Genomic DNA, 25,276 nt, shown 5'->3' on the forward strand with positions numbered 1-25,276 from the left:
GACATTGTGGGGCTATAGCTCAGCTGGGAGAGCGCCTGCATGGCATGCAGGAGGTCAGCGGTTCGATCCCGCTTAGCTCCACCAAATTCCGTTTGCCAGCCAAGGCTGGCAAGCAAGAGCTGATCCAGCAATCAGGTCTTGAAGGTAAGAAGGTTCGTCCCCTTCGTCTAGTGGCCTAGGACACCGCCCTTTCACGGCGGTAACAGGGGTTCGAGTCCCCTAGGGGACGCCAGTTTTGCACAAGCGATGGTTTGCATGTCGCTGGGCCGAGAGGCTAGAAATCCGGGGCTATAGCTCAGCTGGGAGAGCGCCTGCATGGCATGCAGGAGGTCAGCGGTTCGATCCCGCTTAGCTCCACCAATTTTGCCGCGGTTCGCGTAAGCGGATCGGCACGAAGGTTACGTCCCCTTCGTCTAGTGGCCTAGGACACCGCCCTTTCACGGCGGTAACAGGGGTTCGAGTCCCCTAGGGGACGCCACTTTTTCCCGCGTTTTGCGGGGCTTAAAAAGGCTCGTTCGCATATTGAATGAGTCTTTTGTTTCGGGGCTATAGCTCAGCTGGGAGAGCGCCTGCATGGCATGCAGGAGGTCAGCGGTTCGATCCCGCTTAGCTCCACCAATTTTGCCGCGGTTCGCATAAGCGGATCGGCACGAAGGTTACGTCCCCTTCGTCTAGTGGCCTAGGACACCGCCCTTTCACGGCGGTAACAGGGGTTCGAGTCCCCTAGGGGACGCCAATTTTTACCCGCGTTTTGCGGGACTTTAAAGGCTCATTCGCATATTGAATGGGCCTTTTGTTTTTTCTCTCCCTGATAATCGGCTGACGAGCGGCATGCAGTTTTGTTTGCCAAAAAATATGATGTGAATAATATTACCTGCATCATATTTTCAGGGGGCGAGCCGTGAGCGACAAGAAAAGCAGAACCCGCGAACGCATTCTGGAGGCCGCCCGCAGTGCTTTGATTCTGCACGGCCCTGCCGAGCCCAGTGTCAGCCAGGTGATGGGGGCGGCAGGGCTGACGGTGGGTGGGTTTTACGCGCACTTTCAGAGCAAAGATGAACTCATGCTCGAAGCGTTTCGCCAGTTGCTCTGCGAGCGTCGTGCCCTGTTGGCTCAGGTCGATCCGCATCTGGACGGGGAGGGGCGACGCGCCCTCGTAAGCGCTTTCTATCTTTCTCGCAAGCACCGGGACGCCGAAGTTCACGCGTGCCCCTTGCCCAATTCGCTCGGCGAAATGCAGCGGCTGCCCGATATTTTTCGCGAAGTGCTGGCCGAGCACATCGAGTTGATGACGGCGGCCATGGTCGACCGCCCCGAGGATGCCGACAAAGCGTTGGCTGACCTGGCCCTGATGATTGGTGGCTTGGCCCTGGCGCGCGCGCTGGGCCCGGGAGAGTTGTCCGACCGACTGTTGCGTGCCGCCAAATCGGCTGTTCTCTGATACCGAAGGTTCTGGAGCAAGGCAATGACTACCCTGAGCTGGATTCGAAGCGTAAATGGCACCCTAGGCCGGCTGATGCCGACGCATATCGCCGGCAAGATGCGCCGGGCCTTCATGACGCCGCGCAATTTTGCGCCTCGGGATTGGGAGCTGCCGTTACTGGCCAGTGCCGAGCGCATGACCTTGCGCTTCGGGCTGTCGGCTCTGCGCTGGGGCAAAGGGCCGACGGTACTGCTGATGCACGGTTGGGAAGGGCGCCCGACGCAGTTCGCGTCATTGATCCACACCCTGGTGCAGGCCGGGTATACCGTGGTGTCGCTGGAAGGCCCTGCTCATGGCCACTCTCCAGGGCGCAAGGCGCATGTAGCGTTGTTCGCTCGCGCATTGCTTGAGGCTGCAGCGCAGCTGCCGCCGTTGCGAGCGGTGATCGGTCATTCCATGGGTGGCGCCAGCGTGCTGCTGGCGCTACAGATGGGGCTGCGTGCCGAAGCTGCCGTAAGTATTGCCGCGCCAGCACAGTTACTGGGCGTGCTGCGGCGTTTCGCTCGCCACTTGGGATTGCCGGCGCGTGCCAGGGCGGCGTTTATTAGTCAGGTCGAACAAGATATCGGCATCCAGATAGCGCGCCTTGATGTTGAGGGCTATCAGTTGGACCTGCCGGGCCTGGTGGTACATGCCGTCGATGATGCGCTCGTGCCTGCTGACCAGGCGCAGCTAATTCACAAAGCCTGGTTCGACAGCCGGCTCATGCTTTTAGACCAGGGTGGCCATCAACGCCTCTTGGCTGATCCGCGGCTGAGTGCGGCAGTCCTGGAGCTGCTCGCCCGAGAACCTGCGCGGCAGCGTGCCTGAACATCCGTTACACTCGGCCAGATTACTAGAGAGGGCTGAGTATCAGCTTCTCGAGCTTTTTCGCCATCGATCAGCAGGAGCGGGCATGAGTTGGGACCTGGCAACGCCATTCATCATCGACCTGCGTGTGGGCAGCGAGGACATCGACGGCCTCGGCCATGCCAACAACGCGGTCTACGTTACCTGGTTGGAGCGCTGCGCCTGGCGCCACTCCCAGCGGCTGGGCCTTGACTTGGCCGAGTACCGGCGGCTGGACCGGGCCATGGCAGTGGTGCGCCACGAAATCGACTACCTTGCCGCCGCTTACGAGGATGACGAGCTGCAGCTGGCTACCTGGATTGTCGACTGGGACCTGCGCCTGCGCATGACTCGGCGCTTCCAGCTCAAGCGTCCACGTGACGGGGTTACCTTGTTGCGCGCACAAACCACCTTCGCCTGTATCGAGCTGTCCAGCGGCAAGCCCAAGCGCATGCCTGGCGAATTCCTCGAGGGTTACGGCCCGGCGCTGATCGGCAGCTGAGGCAAGCGGTTTTTTTGCTAGACTGGCGCCTTTTTGCGCCGAGACCCAGCCATGCAAATTGCCCTGGCCCCCATGGAGGGGCTGGTCGACAACATCCTGCGCGACGTTCTGACCCGAGTAGGTGGCATCGATTGGTGCGTCACTGAGTTCATTCGCGTCTGTGATCGCTTGCTGCCGGCTTCTTCGTTCGACAAGCTCGCGCCCGAATTGCGCCACGGCGCACGCACGGCGTCGGGCGTGCCGATGCGCGTGCAATTGCTCGGCTCGGACCCAGTGTGCCTGGCGGATAACGCCGCCCTGGCGTGTGAGCTGGGCGCGCCGGTCATCGATTTGAACTTCGGTTGCCCGGCCAAGACGGTGAACAAGTCCCGTGGCGGTGCAGTGCTGCTCAAGGAGCCGGAGCTGCTGCATGCCATCGTGCATGAGGTGCGCCGCGCCGTACCGGCGCATATCCCGGTCACCTCGAAAATGCGTTTGGGTTTCGATAGCCCGGACGGTGCCCTGGATTGTGCCACGGCCTTGGCCGAGGGCGGTTCGGCACACCTGGTTGTGCACGCGCGCACCAAAGCCCAAGGCTACAAGCCACCGGCCCACTGGGAATGGGTGGCGCGGGTGCAGGATGTGGTTCAGGTGCCGGTGTTCGCCAATGGTGAAATCTGGACTGTCGACGACTGGCGGCGCTGCCGAGAGGTCAGCGGTGCCGAGGACATCATGCTAGGGCGCGGCCTGGTGTCGCGGCCGGACCTGGCCTTGCAGATCGCCGCTGCGCGGGATGGAGTCCAATACCAGCCGATGAGTTGGGATGAGCTGATGCCGTTGTTGCGCGAGTTCTGGCGCCAGGCCCAGGCCAAACTCTCGCCGCGATACGCGCCGGGGCGAATGAAGCAATGGCTGGCGATGCTGACCCGCAGTTATCCCGAGGCAGTGGTGCTTTTTGCCGAGTTGCGTCGTGAGGATGATTGCGCACGCATCAGCCGGTTGCTTGGGGTCGAAGCTACATCTTTGGAAGTATGCGTCGCCTGATCCGGCCCCTTCGCGGCTAAAGCCGCTCCTACAGAGGCTCAGCCGGCTTGGACCTGTAGGGGGCGGCTTTAGCCGCGAAGGGGTCATCTATGCAGACGCTGCTTTCAGATTTTTTTATCCGTCCCCTTGAAAGCTTTTGCGCAGGCCATATCTCTTGAGTACGCGATGCCGAATTCGGGTCGCGCAGTGACTTTACTTGCTGAATCTCAGGAGTTTATGACCATGACTACCGCTTTCTCTCTCGCTCCATTGTTCCGCCACTCCGTTGGTTTCGACCGGTTCAACGACCTGTTCGAATCTGCGGCACGTAACGAGGCCGGTAGCAGCTACCCGCCCTACAACGTGGAAAAGCATGGCGATGATCACTACCGCATCGTGGTTGCCGCAGCTGGTTTCCAGGAGCAGGACCTCGATCTGCAGGTCGAAAAAGGTGTCCTGACCGTGACCGGTGGCAAGCGCGAAAACGCTGCGGCTGAAGTGACCTACCTGCATCAGGGCATTGCCCAGCGCGCATTCAAGCTGTCGTTCCGCCTGGCCGATCATATCGAAGTCAAGGCCGCGGGCCTGGCCAACGGCCTGCTCAGCATCGATTTGCTGCGCATCGTGCCGGAAGAAGCCAAGGCCAAGCGGATCCCGATCAACGGTGATCAGCCTGCGCTGAACTGATGTTCACGGGCTACGCCCGGAACCCAATGAGAAAGGGCACCTTCGGGTGCCCTTTCTGCGTTTTCAATAGTCGGCGGGTGCCTCCATGAGCATTTGCCGAAATTGCCCCAGTGGCAGAGGGCGGCTATGCAGATAGCCCTGGTACAAGTGGCAGCCTAGGCCTTCAAGGAAGGCCAACTGCTCGCTCAGCTCCACCCCTTCGGCAATCACCGCCAGGTCAAGGCTGTGCGCCATCGCCACAATAGCGCGGACAATTTCGGCGTCATTAGGGTCTTGGGGCGCGTCACGCACAAAAGTCTGGTCGATTTTCAGCGCGTCCACCGGCAGGCGCTTGAGGTAGGTCAGTGATGAGTAGCCAGTACCAAAGTCATCCATGGCGAAACTTACGCCGTAGCGCTTGAGCTCGCGCATCTTGCTGATCGTGTCTTCAAGGTTTTGGATGACGATACCCTCGGTGATCTCCAGTTTCAGAATGTGCCGCGGCAAGCAGTATTCATCGAGGCTGCGTAGTACGCGCTCGACAAAATCGTTCTGGCGAAATTGCCGGGGGCTGATGTTTACGCACAGGCTGAAATCATCGGCATCGATCAGCCGGTCTTGCAGCATGCCGGCGCAGGCGTTGCAGGCTTCATCGAGGATCCAGCTGCCCACTTCGAGGATCAGGCCGCTTTCTTCCAGCACCTGAATGAACTGGCTCGGCGGTTGCTGCCCCAATTGCGGATGGTGCCAGCGCAGCAGTACCTCGGCCCCGACAATGTGGTTGTCCCTGGCGTCCACCTGCGGCTGGAAATTCAACGCGAGCTCGCCACGGGCCAAGGCCAGGCGCAGATCGCTCTCCATGCGCAGACGTTCGCTGGCGGCCTTTTGCATCGTGGTGTGGAACAGCTCGGTAGTGTTGCGCCCTGAATCCTTGGCCCGGTAAAGCGCGATATCGGCACGTTTGAGCAGGTCGGCAGGGGTAGTGCCGTGGTCAGGAATCAGTGCCACACCGATGCTTGGGGTCACTTGCAAGCGTTGGCCGTCCAGTGACATCGGCTCGGCCAGCAGCTCGCGCAGCGTGTCGGCCAGCTCGCGCACCTTGGCTTCCACTGCTTCGCGGCTGCCTTCCAGGCCGCTGAGCAGCACCACGAACTCATCGCCGCCCAGGCGCGCCACCGTGTCTTCCAAGCGCACGCTGGCCTCCAGGCGCGCGGTGATGATTTTCAGCACGGTATCGCCCACCGGGTGGCCGAGAGAGTCGTTGATGTGCTTGAAGTGGTCCAGGTCGAGGAACAGCAGCGCGCCGCGCAGGTTATGCCGGCGCAACAGCGCGATCTGCTGGCTCAGGCGGTCCATCAACATGGCGCGGTTGGGCAGGTTGGTCAGCGGGTCGTGATAGGCCAGGTGGCGTATTTGCGCTTGGGCGTTCTTCAACTGGCTCACATCGCGGGCAGTCATCAGCAGGCAATCGGCCTCGTTGAGGCTGATCGGCTCCACTGATACTTCAACGGTCAGGATGTCGCCTCGCTTGTTGCGCCCGAGCATCTCGCGGTGATGCACGCGGCCGCTCTCCTTGAGCTCGTTGAGCAGCGCACTGCGCTGCTTTTCGTCTGCCCAGATGCCGATTTCATAGACGCTGCGGCCGACGACCTCGCTGGTGCCATATCCGGTCAGGCGACTGAAACCGTCGTTGACTTCCAGGTAGCGGCCGGTGTGGCGCTCGGTGATGGTGATAGCGTCGGGGCTGGAGTGGAAGGCCTTGGCGAATTTCTCTTCGCTGGACTTCAGCGCCGCCTCGGCCCGTTGCTGTTGAGTGATGTCGCGCAGAGTAGTGACGCTGCACGGTTGGTCGTCGACGCTGATCAAGCGGCTGGCGATCACACAGGTCAGCGGTGAGCCATTGCGGTGGTTGACCACCACTGCCACGTTGCTCAGTGCCTGTTCGCGGATCACCCGCTCGATGCGCTGGGCGCGTTCGACCGACTCGGCCCACAGACCGATTTCTTCGGCCGTGTGGCCTATCACCTGTTCGGCAGTCCAACCGAAGGTCTGGGTGAAGGCGGGGTTGATTTCGATGAACTGACCGGTGTCCTGACGGGTGACGCAGATGGGGTCTGGGCTTGCTTGGAACAGGCTGGCGAATTTCTCTTCCGAGGCGCTCAAGCGCTGTTCCCGTTCTACCTGTTCGGTAATATCCAGTAGCGTGCCAGCCATGCGCAATGGGTTGCCTTGGTCATCGCGATAGAGCCGTGCACGGCTTTCGATGTAGCGTGAGGTGCCGTTTTCCAGCTGTACGTGGTACGTGATCTGGTAATTGCCGGCAGGCCCTTCACGCAGGCTGCGATAGGCCTGGCGCATGTTGGCCCGCTCATGCTCCGGAACGCCTTCGAAGAAAGCCTCGAACGATTCATGGAAGGGTACCGGGGGCAATCCATGCAGCTGCGCGGCGCGAGCCGAGCCGTACAGCATCCCGCTGGGTATGTGCCAGTCCCAAGTCCCTAGCTGCGCCGAGTCCAGCGCCAGGTCAAGCCGTTCCTGGCTGTCCTTGAGCGCCTGTTCGGCGCGCTTGCGCTCGGTGGTGTCGACGAAGGTGCTGATCAGGTAGGGGACCCCCTCCATATCGATGCTCTGGGCGCAGAGGATGCCATCGTGGAGCTTGCCCGTGCTGGCACGAAACTGCACTTCCATGATCGCTGGGCCCTGGCTGTTACGGGTGGCCTCGATGACCTGATGGCGCTGGTCAGGGTTCACCCACAGACCTAGCTCGATGCTGGTCTTGCCGATCACCTGGTCGCCGGGCCAGCCGAACATGTCCTCGAAATGCTGGTTGACCTCGATGATCATGCCGTCATGCCGGCGGCTGAGCAGAATGGCGTTGGGGCTCAGGTGAAACAGCGTAGCGAAGCGCTTTTCCGAGTTGATCAGCGCAGCTTCGCGTTCGCGCTGGCGGGTAATTTCCCGGATCACTCCGATCATCTGGCGTCGGCCGTTCTGGTCCTGAGTCAGGCTGCCGTTGATTTCCAGCCAATGAACGCTGCCGTCCGGCCACAGGATGCGATGGCGCATAGCCTGCTCCACCGGTTCGCCGTTGACGACAGCGTGGAACAGTTGGCGGGTGCGGGCACGGTCTTGCTCTGCCAGCAGGTCGAGGTAGTCGATGTCGGCGGGTAGCGGCCGATGTGGGTCGAAGCCGAACAGCGCCTGCGTACCCCGTGACCAGCTGATTCGGCCGCTATCGATGTCCCACAGCCAGGCACCCAGCCTGGCGCCGTTGAGCGCGGCCAGCAGCTGCGGCGCGTTCTGCCACGCCTGCTCTGATTCCTGGGGATCGGCCGCAGGGATGCGCGGCAGGCGCGGAAAGCGATTTGCTGATTTGGGCATTGGTACCAGACCTTTGGCGTGGGACGCGTCCATGAATTGGAAATGCCGAGCTGACGACCGGTCAGGCGGACCCTGCGTGGCTGTCGAGCAGGGCCATGAAGGCCCTAGCAGCGTTCGATAGCGTGCGCTCCGTGTGCAGAATGTAGCCTAGCTCGCGCGACAGCTGTATGCCGGGCAATGCGATGGGTGCAACCTGATCGTCCAGCATGGTCCTGGGCAGCACGCTCCAAGCCAGGCCGATCGACACCATCATCTTGATGGTTTCCAGGTAGTTGGTGCTCATGGCGATGTTTGGGGTAAGGCCCTGGCTTTCGAACAGCCGCTGGACAATATGGTGGGTGAAGGTGTTGCCGCCGGGAAAGACCGCTGGGTGGCGGGCGACATCGGCCAGAGTGACCGAGTGGTTGCTGGCCAGCGGATGTTCGGGCGCGGCCACGAAGTCCAGTGCGTCGTTCCACACCGGTATTGCCTTGACCACAGGGTGCGGCTCGGGTGCTAGCGTGATGACGGCAATCTCGGCCCGGCCATGGAGGATTTCGTCGTAGGCCTGTTCCGAATCCATGAATTGGATGTCCAGGGCCACCGCCGGATGCTGGCGGGTGAAGGCTCGCAGCAGCGGCGGTAGGCGGTGCAGGCCGATGTGATGGCTGGTAGCCAGGGTCAGGCGGCCGCTCACCTCGCCGTTGAGGTTGGTCAAGGCTCTGCGGGTATCATCGAGCACGTTGAGGATCTGGTAGGCACGCGGCAATAAGGCGCGACCGGCTTCGGTCAGAGTCACTTCACGGCCCAAGCGATCGAACAAGCGCACATCCAGTTGTTGCTCAAGGCCGGCGATGCGTTTGCTGATGGCTGGCTGAGTCAAAAACAGCCGCTCCCCGGCACCGGAGAAGCTGCCGGTTTCAGCAACGGCAATGAACGCGGTGAGGTTGGCCAAGTCCACGTGGTCGAATTCCTTTTGGTTATCCAAAGCATAAAAATTATGAATTTGAGTTATTCAATCTAAACCCCTAGCATCGTCCGTACAAGCCAAGGGGTTTTTGGCATAGAAAGACGCTGATGAGGAACAGTCCGATGGCTGGCAAAACGCTTTACGACAAACTCTGGGAAGCCCATGAGGTCAAGCGCCGTGATGACGGCTCGTCCTTGATCTACATCGACCGCCATATCATCCACGAGGTGACGTCGCCCCAGGCTTTCGAAGGCCTGCGCCTGGCCAATCGCAAGCCTTGGCGCATCGATGCCAACATCGCAACCCCCGATCACAACGTGCCGACTACGCCAGAGCGCAAGGGCGGTATCGAGGCCATCGTCGACCAGGTTTCGCGGCTGCAGGTGCAGACCCTCGATGAAAACTGTGACGAATATGGCATCGTCGAATTCAAGATGAACGACGAACGCCAGGGCATCGTCCACGTCATCAGCCCGGAGCAGGGCGCGACCTTGCCAGGCATGACCGTGGTCTGCGGCGATTCGCATACTTCCACCCATGGCGCATTCGGTGCCCTGGCCCATGGCATCGGTACTTCCGAGGTGGAGCACGTGCTCGCCACCCAGTGCCTGGTCGCCAAGAAGATGAAAAACATGTTGGTGCGTGTCGAAGGCCAGTTGCCGGCCGGCGTTACCGCCAAGGACATCGTGCTGGCGGTGATCGGCAAGATCGGCACCGCCGGTGGTAACGGCCACGCGATGGAATTCGCGGGCAGCGCCATCCGCGATCTGTCGATGGAAGGCCGCATGACCATCTGCAACATGTCCATCGAAGCCGGTGCGCGTGTGGGGCTGGTGGCGACCGATGCCACCACCGTGGCCTACGTTGAAGGCCGCCCGTATGCGCCCAAGGGCGAGGACTGGAAGCGCGCTGTTGAAGCGTGGAAAGACTTGGTTTCTGACGACGATGCCGTGTTCGACACTGTGGTCGAGCTCGACGCTGCACAAATCAAGCCGCAAGTCAGCTGGGGTACTTCGCCAGAGATGGTGTTGGCCGTGGATCAACGTGTGCCGGACCCGGCCGCCGAGCCAGACCTGATCAAGCGCGGTTCTATCGAGCGCGCCCTCAAGTACATGGGCCTGGCCGCCAACCAGGCGATCACCGACATCAAGCTTGACCGCGTATTCATCGGCTCCTGCACCAATTCGCGCATCGAAGACCTGCGCGCAGCTGCCGAAATCGCCAAGGGCCGCAAGGTTGCTGCCACCGTCAAGCAGGCGCTGGTAGTGCCAGGCTCGGGCCTGGTCAAAGCCCAGGCCGAGCGTGAAGGCCTGGACAAGATTTTCATCGAAGCTGGCTTCGAATGGCGTGAACCGGGCTGCTCGATGTGCCTGGCGATGAACCCAGACCGCCTGGAGAGCGGCGAGCACTGCGCCTCGACCTCCAACCGTAACTTCGAAGGCCGCCAAGGCGCCGGTGGCCGTACCCACCTGGTGAGCCCGGCCATGGCCGCCGCCGCCGCAGTGACCGGCCACTTCATCGATGTCCGCGAGTTGATCCAAGGGAGCGCAGCATGAAAGCCTTTACCCAGCATACCGGTCTCGTCGCGCCGTTGGATCGTGCCAACGTCGACACCGATCAGATCATCCCCAAGCAGTTCCTCAAGTCGATCAAGCGAACCGGCTTTGGCCCCAACCTGTTCGACGAATGGCGTTACCTGGATGTCGGCCAGCCGTACCAGGACAACAGCAAGCGCCCGCTGAACCAGGAATTCGTACTCAACCATGCGCGTTACCAGGGTGCCAGCGTGCTCTTGGCGCGCGAGAACTTCGGTTGCGGGTCGAGCCGGGAGCACGCGCCGTGGGCATTGGATGAGTACGGCTTCCGTAGCGTGATTGCGCCGAGTTTTGCCGACATCTTCTTCAACAACAGCTTCAAGAACGGTTTGCTGCCGATCATTCTCAGCGATGAGGAAGTGGACGAACTGTTCAAGCAGGTGGAAGCCAACCCAGGTTACCAACTGACCATCGACCTGCAAGCGCAGGCGGTGACGCGCCCGGACGGCAAGGTACTGCACTTTGAAATCGATGCTTTCCGCAAGCATTGCCTGCTCAATGGTCTTGACGACATCGGCCTGACCTTGCAAGACAGCGACGCGATCAAGGCATTCGAAGGCAAACACCGCGCCAGCCAGCCTTGGCTGTTCCGTGATGCCTGAATGCCGTAGTCGGCATCGCTGGCCTTGATGCACAAGGGTCGTGAACTCAGTAGCAGGGGCTTGAGACGCGAGATGGCCAGCACTGGCACTGAAAATATAAAGGACTGACCCATGACCAGCACCCAACACACCGACGTCGTCCAGCGCCAGTTCGGCGAACAGGCGAGTGCATACCTGAGCAGCGCCGTACACGCTCAAGGCAGCGAATTCGCGTTGCTACAGGCCGAGCTGGCTGGCCAGGGCGCTGCCCGTGTGCTGGACCTGGGTTGCGGTGCCGGGCATGTCAGCTTCCATGTCGCCCCGCTGGTCGCTGAAGTGGTCGCCTACGACCTGTCGCAGTCCATGCTCGACGTGGTGGCCCGCGCCGCCGCAGAGCGGGGCCTGAGCAATATCGCTACCCAACGCGGTGCGGCCGAGCGCCTGCCGTTCGCCGATGCCTCCTTCGACTTCGTTTTCAGCCGGTACTCGGCGCACCACTGGAGCGACCTGGGGCTGGCGCTGCGGGAAGTACGACGGGTACTCAAGCCTGGTGGCGTAGCAGCGTTCATCGACGTTATGTCGCCGGGTAGCCCGCTGCTCGATACTTACTTGCAAACGGTCGAAGTGCTGCGCGATACCAGCCACGTGCGTGATTACTCGGCGGCCCAGTGGCAGCGGCAGGTCAGCGAGGCGGGCCTGCACGTGCGCAGCCACAGCCGCCAGGCGTTGCGCCTGGAGTTCGCCAGCTGGGTCGAGCGCATGCGCACCCCTGAGCCGATGCGTGTTGCCATCCGCCAATTGCAGCAAGCCATGGGCGAAGAAGTACGGCAGTATTACCAAATCGAGGCCGATGGTTCGTTCAGCACCGATGTGCTGGTGCTGTGGGCCGAGCGTTGAGAATTTTTCGGTGGGGCCCCATCGGGCACGCCGCGTGAATGGATAGAGGAAAGCATGAGCAAGCAGATTCTGATTCTCCCAGGTGATGGCATTGGCCCGGAAATCATGGCCGAGGCGGTCAAGGTGCTGGAGCTGGCCAACGACAAGTTCCAGCTTGACTTGAGCCTCGAGCATGACGTGATCGGCGGCGCCGCCATCGACAAGCACGGCGTGCCGCTGGCCGATGAAACCCTTGAGCGCGCACGCAAAGCCGACGCCGTACTGCTGGGCGCCGTGGGCGGCCCGAAGTGGGACAAGATCGAGCGTGACATCCGCCCTGAGCGCGGGCTGCTGAAAATCCGTTCGCAACTGGGCCTGTTCGCCAACCTGCGCCCGGCGATTCTCTACCCGCAGTTGGCCGATGCTTCGTCGCTCAAGCCGGAAATCGTTGCGGGCCTGGATATCCTCATCGTCCGTGAACTCACCGGCGGCATCTACTTCGGCGCACCGCGCGGCCAGCGCGAGCTTGAAGGCGGCGAGCGTCAGGCCTACGACACCCTGCCGTACAGCGAAAGCGAAGTCCGTCGCATCGCCCGCGTTGGTTTCGACATGGCGCGCGTGCGCGGCAAGAAGCTGTGCTCGGTGGACAAGGCCAACGTTCTTGCCTCCAGCCAGCTGTGGCGCGAAGTGGTCGAGGATGTGGCCAAGGATTATCCGGACGTCGAACTGAGCCACATGTACGTCGATAACGCCGCCATGCAGCTGGTGCGCGCACCGAAACAGTTCGACGTGGTGGTGACCGACAACATGTTCGGCGACATCCTGTCGGATGAAGCTTCCATGCTCACAGGTTCCATAGGCATGCTGCCTTCGGCCTCCCTGGACGCCAACAACAAAGGCATGTACGAGCCTTGCCATGGCTCGGCTCCGGACATTGCCGGGCAGGGTATCGCCAACCCGCTGGCGACCATCCTCTCGGTGTCGATGATGCTGCGTTACAGCTTCAACCAGCAGGCTGCGGCCGAGGCGATCGAGAAGGCGGTCAGTGTGGTGCTCGATCAAGGTCTGCGTACCGGCGACATCTGGTCGGCTGGCTGCGACAAAGTAGGCACGCAGGAAATGGGCGACGCAGTAGTCGCAGCGCTGCGGAATCTGTAATCTCTCTGGCCCGCCACCACGAACCCGAGGTGGCGGCCCACTTTTAGCAAAGGTGTAGTTGCGATGAAACGTGTAGGTCTGATCGGTTGGCGCGGTATGGTCGGTTCCGTGCTCATGCAGCGGATGCTGGAGGAGCAGGATTTCGACCTCATTGAGCCGGTGTTCTTCACTACCTCCAACGTAGGTGGCCAGGGCCCGAACGTGGGCAAGGACATTGCTCCGCTCAAGGACGCTTATTCGATCGAAGAACTCAAGACCCTCGACGTGATCCTGACTTGCCAGGGCGGCGACTACACCAACGAGGTGTTCCCCAAGCTGCGTGAAGCCGGCTGGCAGGGCTACTGGATCGATGCCGCTTCGTCGCTGCGTATGCAGGACGATGCAGTGATCGTTCTGGACCCGGTCAACCGCAAGGTCATCGATCACCAGCTCGATGCCGGTACCAAGAACTACATCGGCGGCAACTGCACCGTCAGCCTGATGCTGATGGGCCTGGGTGGCTTGTTCGAAGCCGGCCTGGTGGAGTGGATGAGCGCCATGACCTACCAGGCAGCCTCGGGTGCTGGCGCACAGAACATGCGCGAGCTGATCAAGCAAATGGGCGCTACCCATGGGGCAGTTACCGATGACTTGGCCAACCCAGCCAGCGCCATCCTCGATATCGACCGTAAGGTGGCCGAAGCCATGCGTGGCGAAGCGTTCCCCACCGAGAACTTCGGCGTGCCGCTGGCAGGCAGCCTGATTCCGTGGATCGACAAGGAACTGCCGAACGGGCAGAGCCGTGAAGAGTGGAAAGCCCAGGCCGAGACCAACAAGATCCTTGGCCGCTTCAAGAGCCCGATCCCGGTGGACGGCATCTGCGTGCGCATCGGCGCCATGCGCTGCCACAGCCAGGCGCTGACCATCAAGCTGAACAAGGACGTGCCGCTGGCCGACATCGAAGGCATGATCAGCCAGCACAATCCATGGGTCAAACTGGTGCCTAACCACCGTGAAATCAGCATGCAAGAGCTGACCCCGACCAACGTCACCGGTACCCTGAACGTTCCGGTTGGCCGCCTGCGCAAGCTGAACATGGGCTCGCAGTACCTGGGCGCGTTCACCGTAGGTGACCAATTGCTGTGGGGCGCCGCTGAGCCGCTGCGCCGCATGCTGCGGATCTTGCTGGAGCGTTGATCGCTTTTGCGGTGCCGAAAACCCGTGCTGGTGACAGCGCGGGTTTTTTTATGCCTGTGCGGGCCTCTTCGCGGGTGAACCCGCACCACGCCATAATAGGATCCCTGCAAGAGCAGGTTCACCCGCGAAAGGGCCAGCACAGACAAACCACTACAATCCAAGTAAAGTGCCGCCCCCGCCGTTTCAGTAAAAGGACCTCTACCATGACCACTCCCCTGGATATCGCCATTGTCGGTGCTACCGGCAGCGTGGGTGAAACCCTCGTGCAGATCCTCGAAGAGCTGGCTTTCCCGGTCGCAACCCTGCACCTGCTGGCCAGCATGGAATCGGCGGGCAGCAGCGTGATGTTCGCTGGCAAGAAGATTAAGGTGCGGGAAGTCGATAGCTTCGACTTCGCCCAGGTCAAGCTGGCCTTCTTCGCCGCCAGCCCGGCGGTCAGCCGCAGCTTTGCAAGCAAAGCTCAGCAGGCCGGCTGTACCGTCATTGATCTTTCCGGCGCTCTTGAAAATGCCCTGGCCGTGGTCCCCGAGGCCAATGGTGACAGTATTGCCACGCTCAAGCTGCCGGCGCTCATCACCAGCCCTAGCTGCGCCGCCGTTGCCTTGGCGGTCGCCCTGGCTCCACTGAAGGGTCAACTGGGCATCGAACGGGTGCAGGTAATGGCCGCGCTGGCGGTGTCCGCCCAGGGTCGCGAGGCGGTCAGCGAGCTGGCCCGGCAAACGGCAGAGCTGCTGAACGCCCGCCCGTTGGAGCCACGTTTCTTCGATCGGCAGATGGCTTTCAACCTATTGGCTCAGGTCGGCCCGGTCGATGAGCACGGCCATACCGGCGTGGAGCGCCGCCTGGTGGAGGAGTTGCGCGTACTGCTGGGGCTGGCGAAGCTGAATATTTCCGTGAGCTGCATTCAAGTCCCGGTGTTTTTCGGCGATAGCTTCAGTGTGGCATTGCAGTGCCGCGAACCCGTCGATCTGGCGCAGGTAAACCAGGCGTTAGAGCAGGCCGACAGCCTCGAGCTGGTGGAAAACGATGACTATCCCACCCCAGTCGGTGACGCAGTCGGCCAAGACGTGGTCTATGTTGGTCGTGTACGCCGTGGAATTGACGACAGCCAGCAACTGAACCTGTGGCTGACCACCGACAACCTGCGCAAGGGCGCAGCGCTGAACGCCGTCCAGGTGGCGCAATTGTTGATTAAACACATGGTGTAAAAGATACTGGCGAGCACTTTTGTCCCGCGCCACGTACGGGTTTTTGGGACGATTCATACAAGGGAAGAGGTCATGCTTCGAATTCGCAAATTGGTTCTGGCCATGGCGGCAGCGTCTGCGCTGACGTCGGGCATGGCGAATGCCCTGGGGTTGGGTGAGCTGACATTGAAGTCGGCGCAGAACCAACCGCTGGATGCCGAGATCGAACTGCTTGATGTGCGCGACCTCACCGCAGCCGAAGTGGCCCCAAGCCTGGCACCGCCCGAAGAGTTCAGCAAAGCCGGGGTGCCGCTTGCGGCTTACCTGCAAGACCTCACCTTCACACCGGTGATCAACCCTAACGGCAAGAGCGTACTGCGGGTCACTTCGACCCAGCCACTGCCGGGAACGGTGGTCAAGTTTCTGGTTCAGGTGATGTGGCCCCAGGGCCGCCTGCTGCGTGACTACAGCGTGCTGCTCGACCAGGCGCAGGCTCAGGGCCAGCAGTCAGCGGCGGGCAACATCACGCCGGCTACCAGCAGTGCCGCCAGCTATACCACCAAGCGGCGCGACACCCTGTGGCAGATCGCAGCTCGCAACACCCAGGGCGGCGGTTCGGTACAGCAGACCATGATCGCCATTCAGGCGCTCAACCCCGATGCATTCATCGGCAACAACATCAACCAGCTGAAAGTTGGCCAGGTATTGCGCCTGCCTGACCAACAGCAGATCCAGAGCATTCCCCAAGGGGAGGCCAACCGCGAAGTGGCTGAACAGTACGCAGCCTGGCGTGAGGGCCGGCGTCTGGGGCCGCGGGCGCGCCAACTCGACGCTACCCGGCGGGGTGCCGCCGATGCAGCGCCTGAGCGTATCGCCCAGGGTGACAACCTGCGCCTGGTGACCCCGGGCAACCAGGCTGGTGCTGACAGCGCCAAGGCTGTCAGCGACAAGCTTGCGGTGGCTCAGGAAAGCCTGGACACCAGCCGCCGTGACAACGAAGAGCTGAGAAGCCGCGTCAGCGATTTGCAAAGCCAGATGGACAAGTTGCAAAAGCTGATCCAGCTCAAGAACGATCAACTGGCTCGTCTGGAAGCGCAGGGGGCTGCAACCGAAGCGCCGGCAGCTCCGTTGCCGGGTGAATCAGCGCCGGTACAGCCAGCGGCGGCCGATGTTGCCCCTGCCGAGCCAGTGGTGGCGCCTGCGCCAGCTGCTGCAGATACCGCACCTGCTCAGGCTCCTGTCGATGAGGCGCCAACTGCGTCAGAGCCGCCAAGCGCACTCGATGACATGCTGGGCAACCCACTCTTGCTGGGGCTGATCGCCGGTTCCGCCTTCCTGGTTCTGCTGCTGCTTCTGCTGTTGCTGGCGCGCAAGCGCAAGGCCCAGCAGGAAGCGGAAAAACATTTGCGCATGGCCCGTGCGCTGGCTGAGGAAGGCGAGCGCAGCCCAGATCTTGACCTGCCGCCGAGCAGTTTCGATGAGTTGGAAGTGTCCGCACCTAGCGTGACCCTTTCGCCTGCAGTGGTAGCCGCTTCGGCTGCTGCCGCCGTTGCCGCCGAAAAGCCCGCAGCCCCAGCAACGCCAGCGGCTGAACCTGAGCCGCAGCTGGACCCGAACGCCGCATTGCTGGCCGAAGTCGATTTGAGCCTCTCGCGTGGTCGGCTCAACCACGCGGCCGATCTGCTGGAAGCAGCCGTGGCGGCGCAGCCCAAAAATGACGCCTTGCGCCTTAAACTGATGGACGTCTATGCCCGTCAGGGTGACCACAGCGCATTCGTCGACCAGGAGCGTAAGCTGGCTGGCAGCGAGGTGAACGCTGCGCAGGTCAACAGCCTCAAAGAGCGCTACCCGGCGATGCTGGGCCTGGCTGCCGGCGCCGTGGGTGCCGCCGCGCTGGCCGCTGAAATGGACGAGCAGTATGTCCATGAGCTGCTCAAGGAAGAGCCGCAAACGCCAGCGGCGCCCGAGCAAGCACCGCAGCCTGCAGCAGAACCTGAGGTGGATCTCGACGCCGCCGCCGAAGCTTTCACCGAGACGTCGGTCCTTGATGATCACGACCTGAACAGCGCCTTCGACTTGAGCCTGGAGGACGAGTTGCCAGCGGGTGAGCCGGCCGAACCGCCGATGCTCGATGAAATGTCTTTGGCCGAGCCGCAAGCGGCAGTCGACCAGGCGCCGACCGATGCCGATGACGATTTCGAAGCCATGCTGGCCCAGGCTCAAGCCCAAGCCGAGCCTCAGAACGTCGACGACCTGGCTGATTTCGACTTGGCCGATTTCGAGCTTGATGCGGGGCAAGCAACGACCCCGGCTGCTTCGGTCGTGCAGGACGAAGAGCCAGTGGATGTCGCAGCGGAACTTGCAGCTTTCGACGCCATTCCAGAATTCGACCCGATTTCCGAGCTGGAATTGCCGGACGACTTCGACCTTTCACTGTCGCTGGATGACGACTCGCCCGCTGCCAAGAATTTCGCTTCGGAGCTGAACGACGTCAACGCCGAGCTCGACAAGCTGTCCCAGAGCCTGGAATCACCTTCACTGGAGCCGCACTTCACCGCTGAAGACGCTGCCGCTGAGCCTGAGCCGCTGGACGATCTGGACTTCGACTTCTTCTCTGGTGCCGATGAGGTGGCGACCAAACTCGACCTGGCGCGTGCCTACATCGACATGGGTGACCATCAGGGCGCCCGTGACATCCTCGATGAGGTGGTCAAGGATGGTGATGACGGCCAGCGTCAAGAAGCCGAAGACATGCTATCGCGCTTGGTTTGAGCATGCCGTCCCGGCTTCTTCGCCGGTGAACCGCCCTCGCGAGCGCTGCACCGGTCTTTAGCCGTTGCCATGCTCTGGGTTCACCTGCGAAGCGGCCCTCAAGCCCATACACATTCAATGGCAGCCCTATGGCTGCCATTGTCGTTATAATCCCCGCCATTTCGTATCACCCACAGGTTTCATGCTCTTGGACATCATCGACACCGCCGCCGCCGAATCGGCCGCCGAAGGCTTCACCCGCATTGCGCTGGGTGTGGAATACAAAGGTTCGCGCTATCGTGGCTGGCAGCGCCAGGCCAGCGGCGTGCCCAGCGTCCAGCAGGCCCTGGAGCAGGCGCTGTCGAAGGTGGCCGACGAGCCGATCAGCGTGATTTGCGCCGGGCGCACCGACGCCGGTGTACATGGCTGTGGGCAGGTTGTGCATTTCGACACCCGCGCCGTGCGTGACGAGCGCGCCTGGACCCTTGGCACCAATTTCAACCTGCCCCACGACATCAGCGTGGTATGGTCGCGGCCAATGCCGGCAGATTTTCATGCGCGCTTCAAGGCCTGCGCCCGGCGTTACCGCTACGTGATCTACAACGATCCGATTCGCCCCGCGCACCTGGCCGAAGAAGTCACCTGGAACCACCGCCCGCTGGATGTCGAACGCATGGCCCAGGCTGCTCAATACCTGCTCGGAACCCACGATTTCAGTGCGTTCCGTGCCAGCCAGTGCCAGGCCAAATCACCGATCAAGCACATCCATCATCTGCGGGTCACTCGCCACGGTCAGATGATCGTCCTGGATGTGCGTGCCACTGCTTTTCTGCACCACATGGTGCGCAACATCGCCGGCGTGCTGATGACCATCGGTGCTGGCGAGCGCCCGGTTGAATGGGCACGGCAGGTGCTGGAGGGGCGCAACCGCCGCGAGGGCGGGGTGACCGCACACCCATACGGCCTATACCTGGTGCAGGTGGAGTACCCGCAGGCCTACCAATTGCCGCAGCGCTACATCGGCCCACACTTTTTGACCGGTTACCAAACGCTGGCTGACTGACTGACGCATCGGTAGTCATTTGCTACCATCGGACTTTTGACCAATCACCTAGGGTTTGCTGTTCATGAGCAACGTTCGCAGCAAGATCTGCGGGATCACCCGCATCGAAGACGCGCTGGCCGCCGCCGAGGCGGGGGCCGATGCCATCGGTTTCGTCTTCTATGCCAAAAGCCCGCGTGCGGTGGACGTCCGCCAGGCCCGCGCGATCATCGCTCAGCTGCCTGCTTTCGTAACTACCGTGGGCTTGTTCGTCAACGCCTCGCGCTGTGAGCTGAACGAGATTCTCGAGGTGGTGCCGCTGGACCTGCTACAGTTCCACGGCGACGAAACCCCGGCCGACTGCGAGGGCTATCACCGCCCTTGGATCAAAGCGCTGCGGGTGCGCCCTGGTGATGACCTGGAAGCGGCCTGCCAGCACTATGCCGGCGCCCGTGGCATTCTTCTGGACACCTACGTGGCCGGTGTACCTGGTGGTACCGGCGAGGCCTTCGACTGGTCGCTGGTGCCGGCACGCCTGAGCAAGCCGGTCATCCTCGCCGGTGGATTGTCGGCTGAAAACGTGGCTCAGGCCATTGCCCAGGTGCGGCCGTATGCGGTGGATGTCAGCGGCGGTGTGGAATATGCCAAAGGCATCAAAGATGCAGCGAAGATCGAAGCCTTCATGCGTGCGGTGAAGCAGGCGTGAAGGCAGATGTGACGGCTGGCGGCGCGCCATCGTCCATAGCTTTCGCAGCCCTGCGGGGCGGCCAGCGGCATGCCGCCTGGCAAAATGACAGATTGAAGACGGTGCGCTACGCGGGCAGCCCCTGCGGCCGGGCCGTCATCGTTTCATAGAAGAATTTGAGCTCAAGGGCAGGGCAGGCCGGCCAGTCCGGTCCCCGTCCGCCAATACTGGAGAAAGAAAGCATGAGCAACTGGTTAGTCGACAAACTGATCCCTTCGATCATGCGTTCCGAGGTGAAGAAGAGCTCGGTGCCCGAAGGCCTGTGGCACAAGTGCCCGGCCTGCGAGGCCGTGCTGTATCGTCCGGAGCTGGAAAAAACCCTGGATGTCTGCCCCAAGTGCAACCATCACATGCGCATCGGCGCGCGTGCCCGTATCGACATCTTCCTCGACCCGGAAAACCGCACCGAGCTGGGTGCCGAGCTTGAGCCGGTCGATCGCCTGAAATTCCGTGACGGCAAGAAGTACAAGGACCGCCTGACCGCTGCGCAGAAGCAGACTGGCGAAAAAGACGCGTTGATCTCCATGAGCGGCACCCTGATGGGCATGCCGATCGTGGTCAGTGCGTTCGAGTTCTCGTTCATGGGTGGTTCCATGGGCGCCATCGTCGGTGAGCGTTTCGTGCGTGCCGCCAACTACGCCCTGGAAAACCGCTGCCCAATGATCTGCTTCTCTGCCTCAGGCGGTGCGCGGATGCAGGAAGCGCTGATCTCGCTGATGCAGATGGCCAAGACTTCGGCTGTACTGGCACGCCTGCGTGAAGAAGGCATTCCGTTCATCTCGGTGCTCACCGACCCGGTCTACGGCGGCGTATCTGCCAGCCTGGCCATGCTCGGTGACGTCATCGTTGGCGAGCCAAAGGCGCTGATCGGCTTCGCCGGCCCGCGGGTCATCGAGCAGACCGTGCGCGAAAAACTGCCTGAGGGCTTCCAGCGCAGCGAGTTCCTGCTTGAGCACGGCGCCATCGACCTGATCATCTCGCGTGGCGAGCTGCGCCCGCGGCTGGCTCGCCTGCTGGCGCAGATGACCGGCCAGCAAACCCCAGAGCAGGCCCGTGAGGTGGCTGCGGTCGCGTGATGACACAACGATCCCTGGGCGAGTGGCTCGCCTACCTCGAGCAGTTGCACCCTTCGGCCATCGACATGGGCCTTGAGCGGTCGCAGAAGGTGCTTGCCCGGCTGGCGCTGGGCAAACTGGCGCCTCGAGTCATCACCGTCACGGGCACCAACGGCAAGGGCTCGACCTGCGCCTTCGTGGCCTCGTTGTTGCGCGCCCAGGGCCTGAAAGTGGGCGTGTATAGCTCGCCCCATCTTCTGCGCTACAACGAACGGGTGCTGATCGATGGCCAGCAAGCCAGTGATGAGCGCCTGTGCCAGGCCTTTGCCGCTGTCGAAGCGGCGCGAGGCGAAATTTCCTTGACCTACTTCGAGATGGGCACGCTGGCTGCGTTCTGGTTGTTCTACCAGTCGCAGCTCGATGCTGTGGTACTGGAGGTAGGCCTTGGCGGTCGCCTGGACACCGTGAACGTGGTGGATGCAGACCTGGCGTTGGTGACCAGCATCGGCGTTGACCATGTCGATTACCTGGGCGATACCCGCGAACTGGTGGCCTTCGAGAAGGCCGGCATCTTCCGTGCTGGCAAGCCTGCACTGTGCGGCGATCTGGACCCACCACAGCCATTGCTGGACAAAGCCGCCGAACTGGCCGCGCCGCTTTTCCTGCGTGGCCGTGATTTTGATCTGGCCAGCACCGACGATGCTTGGAGCTGGCGCGGCGTGGCCGCGGACGGCCAAGCGGTTGAGCTGCATGGCATGCCGCTGCTCGACCTGCCCATGGAAAACGCAGCCCTGGCGCTGCAGGCGTTTGTGTTGATGGGGTTGCCTTGGGATGCAGGGCAAATTCGCCAGGCATTGCTCGATACTCGCATCACCGGTCGCCTCGATCGTCGTCAGCTGACCTGGCAGGGCAAGTCGGTCGAGTTGCTGCTCGATGTGGGTCACAATCCCCACGCGGCACAGTATTTGGCTCGGCGCTTGGCGTCGCGCCCTCTGGCAGGTCGGCGGCTGGCGGTGTTCGGCCTGTTAGCCGACAAGGATCTGGAGGGTGTGGTCGCTGCGCTGCACGGGCTCGTCGACGACTGGGCGGTTGCGCCATTGCACTCGCCCCGCAGCCGCCCCGCAGCCGAATTGGCCACGGCACTGGCGAACCACGGCGCAGTGGTGAAGTCTTACGCCAGTGTCGACGCTGCCCTCGAAGGGCAATGCGCGCAGGCGACAGCAGATGACCAGATTCTGCTGTTCGGTTCGTTTTTCTGTGTCGCCGAGGCTCTGGAGTGGCTGGAGCGGCAGGCCCTGGAGGGGTGATTAGATGGCAGTGCTGGACAAAGGGATGAAGCAGCGCATGGTGGGTGCTTTGGTGCTGGTGGCCCTGGCAGTGATCTTTCTGCCGATGTTGTTCACTCGCCAGGACGAGATGCGCCAGGTGCATGTCGAGGCCCCCCAAGCCCCTGCGATGCCGGCTCTGCCTGAGGTCAAGGTCGACCCGGTGACCGTGCCCGAGCCGCAGCCGTTGGCAGAGGAGCCCGAGCAGCCGCCCGTGGTGGTCAACGAGTCCAGCGCACCAGCCAAGACGCCAAGCCAGCCCATCACGCCATCGCCGCAGACTCAGCCTCAAGCCCAGGCCCAAGCCAAGCCACAGGTCGCTGCGCCGACCCCTGCGACCGCTGCCAAGTCAACTGCGCCGGTCGCGACGGCGCCTGCAGCGTCGAAAATCGACGTCAATGGCTTGCCGGTGAGCTGGTCGATTCAGTTGGCCAGCCTGTCCAACCGGGCCGGCGCGGAAAACCTGCAGAAAACCTTGCGCAGCCAGGGTTACAACGCCTACATCCGCTCGGCAGGTGGCATGAACCGCGTCTATGTCGGGCCATTGATCGAACGTGCCGAAGCGGACAAGCTGCGTGAGGCGATCAATCGCCAGCATAAGCTCAACGGTTTCGTAGTGCGTTTCCAGCCCGAAAAAGGCTGACAAGACGGCGGCCTTGGCGGCGGCGGACCAACCGTCAATGGGCGCTACAGACGCCCATTCGCTCGGGCGTTTTCGCCAGGGTTCGAGTAACACCCAAGGCCTTGTGCAGGGCAGGCCAAATGCGAAAAACCTGACCCAGGGATCCACCTGACATTCCGCTTACTACCGGCCTTTGGCTCTGGTAAAATGCGCCGCCTCAAACGTCTGTAGGCAGCACCGTGGCCTTTACCCTGGTTGATTGGGCGATCATCGCGATCATCGCCGTCTCCACACTGATCAGTCTCAAGCGTGGCTTCGTCAAGGAGGCCCTGTCCCTGCTCATCTGGATCGTTGCAGGGGCGGTGGCGTGGATGTTCGGCGGGTCCCTTTCGGTGTACCTTGAGAGCTACATTCAGACGCCATCGATGCGCACCATTGCCGGCTGCGCCATTCTTTTCGTCGCCACCTTGCTGGTGGGGGCCATGCTCAACTTCCTGATTGGCGAGTTGATCCGGGTGACTGGGCTGTCCGGGACCGATCGGTTTCTGGGTATGGCCTTCGGCGCCGCCCGCGGCGCCTTGCTGGTGGTGGTGGCAGTCGGCCTGCTCAGCCTGGGGCCGGTGCAGCAGGACGCGTGGTGGCAGGAATCGCGCCTGATACCACAGTTTCTATTAATCGCCGACTGGTCGAAAAACCTGATTCTGGGTTTCACCAGTCAGTGGTCTTCCAGTGGGGTGATCAGCGCTCCGGCTGATCTTCCATTCAAGGAGCAGTTGCTCGGGCCGGCAAAGCCCTGAGCGCTGTTCGTTCAAGTTTCATCAAAGTAGGGGTTGCGTCGCATGTGTGGCATCGTCGGTATCGTCGGTAAGTCGAACGTCAATCAGGCGCTGTATGACGCGCTTACGGTCCTTCAGCACCGCGGCCAGGACGCTGCCGGTATCGTGACCAGCCACGACGGCCGGTTGTTCCTGCGCAAGGATAATGGCCTGGTGCGCGATGTTTTCCAGCAGCGCCACATGCAACGCTTGGTCGGTAACATCGGGATCGGCCACGTGCGCTACCCGACTGCGGGCAGCTCGACCTCGGCCGAGGCTCAGCCGTTCTACGTCAACTCGCCATACGGCATCACCCTGGCGCACAACGGCAACTTGACCAATGTCGAGCAGTTGGCCAAAGAGATCTACGAATCGGATCTGCGCCACGTCAATACCAATTCCGATTCGGAAGTGCTGCTGAACGTGTTCGCCCATGAGCTGGCCGTGCGTGGCAAGCTGCAACCGACCGAAGAAGACGTGTTCGCCGCCGTTTCCCACGTTCACAGCCGCTGCGTGGGCGGTTACGCGGTGGTGGCGATGATCACCGGCTACGGCATCGTCGGCTTCCGTGACCCGAACGGCATCCGCCCGGTGGTGTTCGGCCAGCGCCATACCGACGAAGGTGTGGAATACATGATCGCCTCCGAAAGCGTTGCCCTGGACGTGCTCGGCTTCACCCTGATCCGCGACCTGGCGCCCGGAGAGGCGGTGTACATCACCGAGGAAGGCCAGCTTTACACCAAGCAGTGCGCCGAAGCGCCGAAACTGCAGCCGTGCATCTTCGAGCACGTCTACCTGGCCCGCCCAGACTCGATCATCGACGGTATTTCGGTATACAAGGCGCGTCTGCGCATGGGTGAAAAGCTCGCTGACAAGATCATGCGCGAGCGCCCTGACCATGATATCGACGTGGTCATCCCCATTCCGGACACCAGCCGTACAGCTGCGCTTGAACTGGCCAACCGTCTGGGCGTGAAGTTCCGCGAAGGCTTCGTCAAGAACCGTTACATCGGCCGTACCTTCATCATGCCTGGCCAGGCCGCGCGCAAGAAATCCGTGCGTCAGAAGCTCAATGCCATCGAGCTGGAGTTCCGCGGCAAGAATGTGATGCTGGTGGACGATTCGATCGTGCGTGGCACCACCTGCAAGCAGATCATCCAGATGGCCCGCGAAGCCGGTGCCAAGAACGTCTACTTCTGCTCCGCAGCGCCTGCGGTGCGTTACCCCAACGTCTACGGCATCGATATGCCGAGTGTTCATGAGCTGATCGCCCACAACCGGACCACCGAGCAGGTGGGCGAACTGATCGGCGCCGACTGGCTGATCTATCAGGACCTGCCGGACCTGATCGATTCGGTTGGCGGCGGCAAGATCAAGATCGATCAATTCGATTGCGCGGTGTTCAACGGTGAATACGTCACCGGCGACATCGACGAAGCCTATCTCGACCGCATCGAGCAGGCCCGTAACGACATGGCCAAGGTCAAGAACCAGGCCGTCAGCGCGATCATCGACCTCTACAACAACTGATTGGGGA

Annotated in this window: 21 protein-coding genes and 6 tRNA genes; 25 read left to right on the top strand and 2 right to left on the bottom strand. The window is 61.9% G+C overall.

The features are described from left to right. Positions 1–8: 8 nt before the first annotated feature. From ACK59H_RS09590 to ACK59H_RS09640, 11 genes are all read left to right on the top strand, one after another. Positions 9–84, top strand: a tRNA-Ala gene (locus ACK59H_RS09590). A 72-nt stretch (positions 85–156) separates the two neighbouring features. Beyond that, positions 157–232, top strand: a tRNA-Glu gene (locus ACK59H_RS09595). A gap of 52 nt (positions 233–284) precedes the next feature. Next, a tRNA-Ala gene (locus ACK59H_RS09600) sits at positions 285–360 on the top strand. A gap of 42 nt (positions 361–402) precedes the next feature. Then, positions 403–478, top strand: a tRNA-Glu gene (locus ACK59H_RS09605). Positions 479–542: 64 nt separating this feature from the next. After that, positions 543–618 (top strand) — tRNA-Ala (locus ACK59H_RS09610). A gap of 42 nt (positions 619–660) precedes the next feature. Beyond that, positions 661–736, top strand: a tRNA-Glu gene (locus ACK59H_RS09615). A 165-nt stretch (positions 737–901) separates the two neighbouring features. Then, complete coding sequence (locus ACK59H_RS09620; RefSeq protein WP_060478240.1) at positions 902–1,441, top strand: TetR/AcrR family transcriptional regulator; 540 nt, start codon at positions 902–904, stop codon at positions 1,439–1,441. A 24-nt stretch (positions 1,442–1,465) separates the two neighbouring features. Then, positions 1,466–2,293, top strand: coding sequence for an alpha/beta hydrolase (locus tag ACK59H_RS09625; RefSeq protein WP_060478241.1), 828 nt, complete (start codon positions 1,466–1,468; stop codon positions 2,291–2,293). 85 nt (positions 2,294–2,378) lie between these two features. Continuing rightward, the gene (locus ACK59H_RS09630) at positions 2,379–2,813 is read left to right on the top strand and encodes a thioesterase family protein (RefSeq protein WP_060478242.1); all 435 of its coding nucleotides are present in this window, start codon (positions 2,379–2,381) and stop codon (positions 2,811–2,813) included. 51 nt (positions 2,814–2,864) lie between these two features. Then, positions 2,865–3,836, top strand: a complete 972-nt coding sequence (locus ACK59H_RS09635; protein WP_060478243.1) for a tRNA-dihydrouridine synthase — start codon at positions 2,865–2,867, stop codon at positions 3,834–3,836. A gap of 222 nt (positions 3,837–4,058) precedes the next feature. Then, positions 4,059–4,502: an Hsp20 family protein gene (locus tag ACK59H_RS09640; protein ID WP_060478244.1), complete on the top strand. Its 444-nt coding sequence runs from the start codon at positions 4,059–4,061 to the stop codon at positions 4,500–4,502. A gap of 63 nt (positions 4,503–4,565) precedes the next feature. Here ACK59H_RS09640 and ACK59H_RS09645 read toward each other — a convergent pair whose 3' ends face one another. Both ACK59H_RS09645 and ACK59H_RS09650 read right to left on the bottom strand, forming a co-directional pair. Further along, complete coding sequence (locus ACK59H_RS09645; RefSeq protein WP_060478245.1) at positions 4,566–7,862, bottom strand: PAS domain S-box protein; 3,297 nt, start codon at positions 7,860–7,862, stop codon at positions 4,566–4,568. Positions 7,863–7,923: 61 nt separating this feature from the next. Then, positions 7,924–8,802 carry a LysR family transcriptional regulator gene (locus ACK59H_RS09650; protein WP_060478246.1) on the bottom strand — a complete coding sequence of 293 codons (879 nt, stop codon included), beginning with the start codon at positions 8,800–8,802 and terminating at the stop codon, positions 7,924–7,926. Positions 8,803–8,933: 131 nt separating this feature from the next. On the opposite strand from ACK59H_RS09650, the gene leuC reads away from it, so the two are divergent. The 14 genes from leuC to purF all read left to right on the top strand — a co-directional run bounded on the left by leuC (position 8,934) and on the right by purF (position 25,269). Continuing rightward, positions 8,934–10,367, top strand: coding sequence for a 3-isopropylmalate dehydratase large subunit (gene leuC, locus ACK59H_RS09655; RefSeq protein WP_060478247.1), 1,434 nt, complete (start codon positions 8,934–8,936; stop codon positions 10,365–10,367). Continuing rightward, on the top strand, positions 10,364–11,008 hold the full coding sequence (gene leuD, locus ACK59H_RS09660; protein ID WP_027919154.1) for a 3-isopropylmalate dehydratase small subunit: 645 nt from the start codon (positions 10,364–10,366) through the stop codon (positions 11,006–11,008). Before leuC ends, leuD begins: the two co-directional genes overlap by 4 nt. 111 nt (positions 11,009–11,119) lie before the next feature. Then, positions 11,120–11,884, top strand: coding sequence for a class I SAM-dependent methyltransferase (locus tag ACK59H_RS09665; RefSeq protein WP_261745109.1), 765 nt, complete (start codon positions 11,120–11,122; stop codon positions 11,882–11,884). Between the two features lie 54 nt (positions 11,885–11,938). After that, a complete protein-coding gene (gene leuB / locus ACK59H_RS09670) occupies positions 11,939–13,021 on the top strand; it encodes a 3-isopropylmalate dehydrogenase (protein ID WP_060478250.1) in 1,083 nt (360 codons plus the stop codon). A 63-nt stretch (positions 13,022–13,084) separates the two neighbouring features. Continuing rightward, on the top strand, positions 13,085–14,197 hold the full coding sequence (gene asd, locus ACK59H_RS09675; protein ID WP_060478251.1) for an aspartate-semialdehyde dehydrogenase: 1,113 nt from the start codon (positions 13,085–13,087) through the stop codon (positions 14,195–14,197). A gap of 203 nt (positions 14,198–14,400) precedes the next feature. Beyond that, positions 14,401–15,405, top strand: coding sequence for an aspartate-semialdehyde dehydrogenase (locus tag ACK59H_RS09680; RefSeq protein WP_207936279.1), 1,005 nt, complete (start codon positions 14,401–14,403; stop codon positions 15,403–15,405). A 72-nt stretch (positions 15,406–15,477) separates the two neighbouring features. Continuing rightward, positions 15,478–18,156 carry a FimV/HubP family polar landmark protein gene (locus ACK59H_RS09685; protein ID WP_409264420.1) on the top strand — a complete coding sequence of 893 codons (2,679 nt, stop codon included), beginning with the start codon at positions 15,478–15,480 and terminating at the stop codon, positions 18,154–18,156. Between the two features lie 181 nt (positions 18,157–18,337). Further along, positions 18,338–19,198, top strand: coding sequence for a tRNA pseudouridine(38-40) synthase TruA (truA, locus tag ACK59H_RS09690; RefSeq protein ID WP_060478254.1), 861 nt, complete (start codon positions 18,338–18,340; stop codon positions 19,196–19,198). A 64-nt stretch (positions 19,199–19,262) separates the two neighbouring features. Next, the gene (locus ACK59H_RS09695; protein ID WP_060478255.1) at positions 19,263–19,883 is read left to right on the top strand and encodes a phosphoribosylanthranilate isomerase; all 621 of its coding nucleotides are present in this window, start codon (positions 19,263–19,265) and stop codon (positions 19,881–19,883) included. Between the two features lie 221 nt (positions 19,884–20,104). Then, the gene (gene accD / locus ACK59H_RS09700) at positions 20,105–20,998 is read left to right on the top strand and encodes an acetyl-CoA carboxylase, carboxyltransferase subunit beta (protein WP_060478256.1); all 894 of its coding nucleotides are present in this window, start codon (positions 20,105–20,107) and stop codon (positions 20,996–20,998) included. After that, positions 20,998–22,284 (top strand): bifunctional tetrahydrofolate synthase/dihydrofolate synthase, encoded by a 1,287-nt coding sequence (gene folC / locus ACK59H_RS09705; protein WP_060478257.1) that lies wholly within the window; start codon positions 20,998–21,000, stop codon positions 22,282–22,284. Before accD ends, folC begins: the two co-directional genes overlap by 1 nt. 4 nt (positions 22,285–22,288) lie before the next feature. After that, complete coding sequence (locus tag ACK59H_RS09710; protein ID WP_060478258.1) at positions 22,289–22,945, top strand: SPOR domain-containing protein; 657 nt, start codon at positions 22,289–22,291, stop codon at positions 22,943–22,945. A gap of 218 nt (positions 22,946–23,163) precedes the next feature. Next, positions 23,164–23,721 carry a CvpA family protein gene (locus ACK59H_RS09715; RefSeq protein ID WP_060478259.1) on the top strand — a complete coding sequence of 186 codons (558 nt, stop codon included), beginning with the start codon at positions 23,164–23,166 and terminating at the stop codon, positions 23,719–23,721. 42 nt (positions 23,722–23,763) lie between these two features. Next, positions 23,764–25,269 carry an amidophosphoribosyltransferase gene (purF, locus tag ACK59H_RS09720; RefSeq protein WP_060478260.1) on the top strand — a complete coding sequence of 502 codons (1,506 nt, stop codon included), beginning with the start codon at positions 23,764–23,766 and terminating at the stop codon, positions 25,267–25,269. Positions 25,270–25,276 lie beyond the last annotated feature (7 nt).

Source organism: Pseudomonas sp. KCJK9000 (genome assembly GCF_046230725.1).
GTDB lineage: Bacteria > Pseudomonadota > Gammaproteobacteria > Pseudomonadales > Pseudomonadaceae > Aquipseudomonas > Aquipseudomonas promysalinigenes.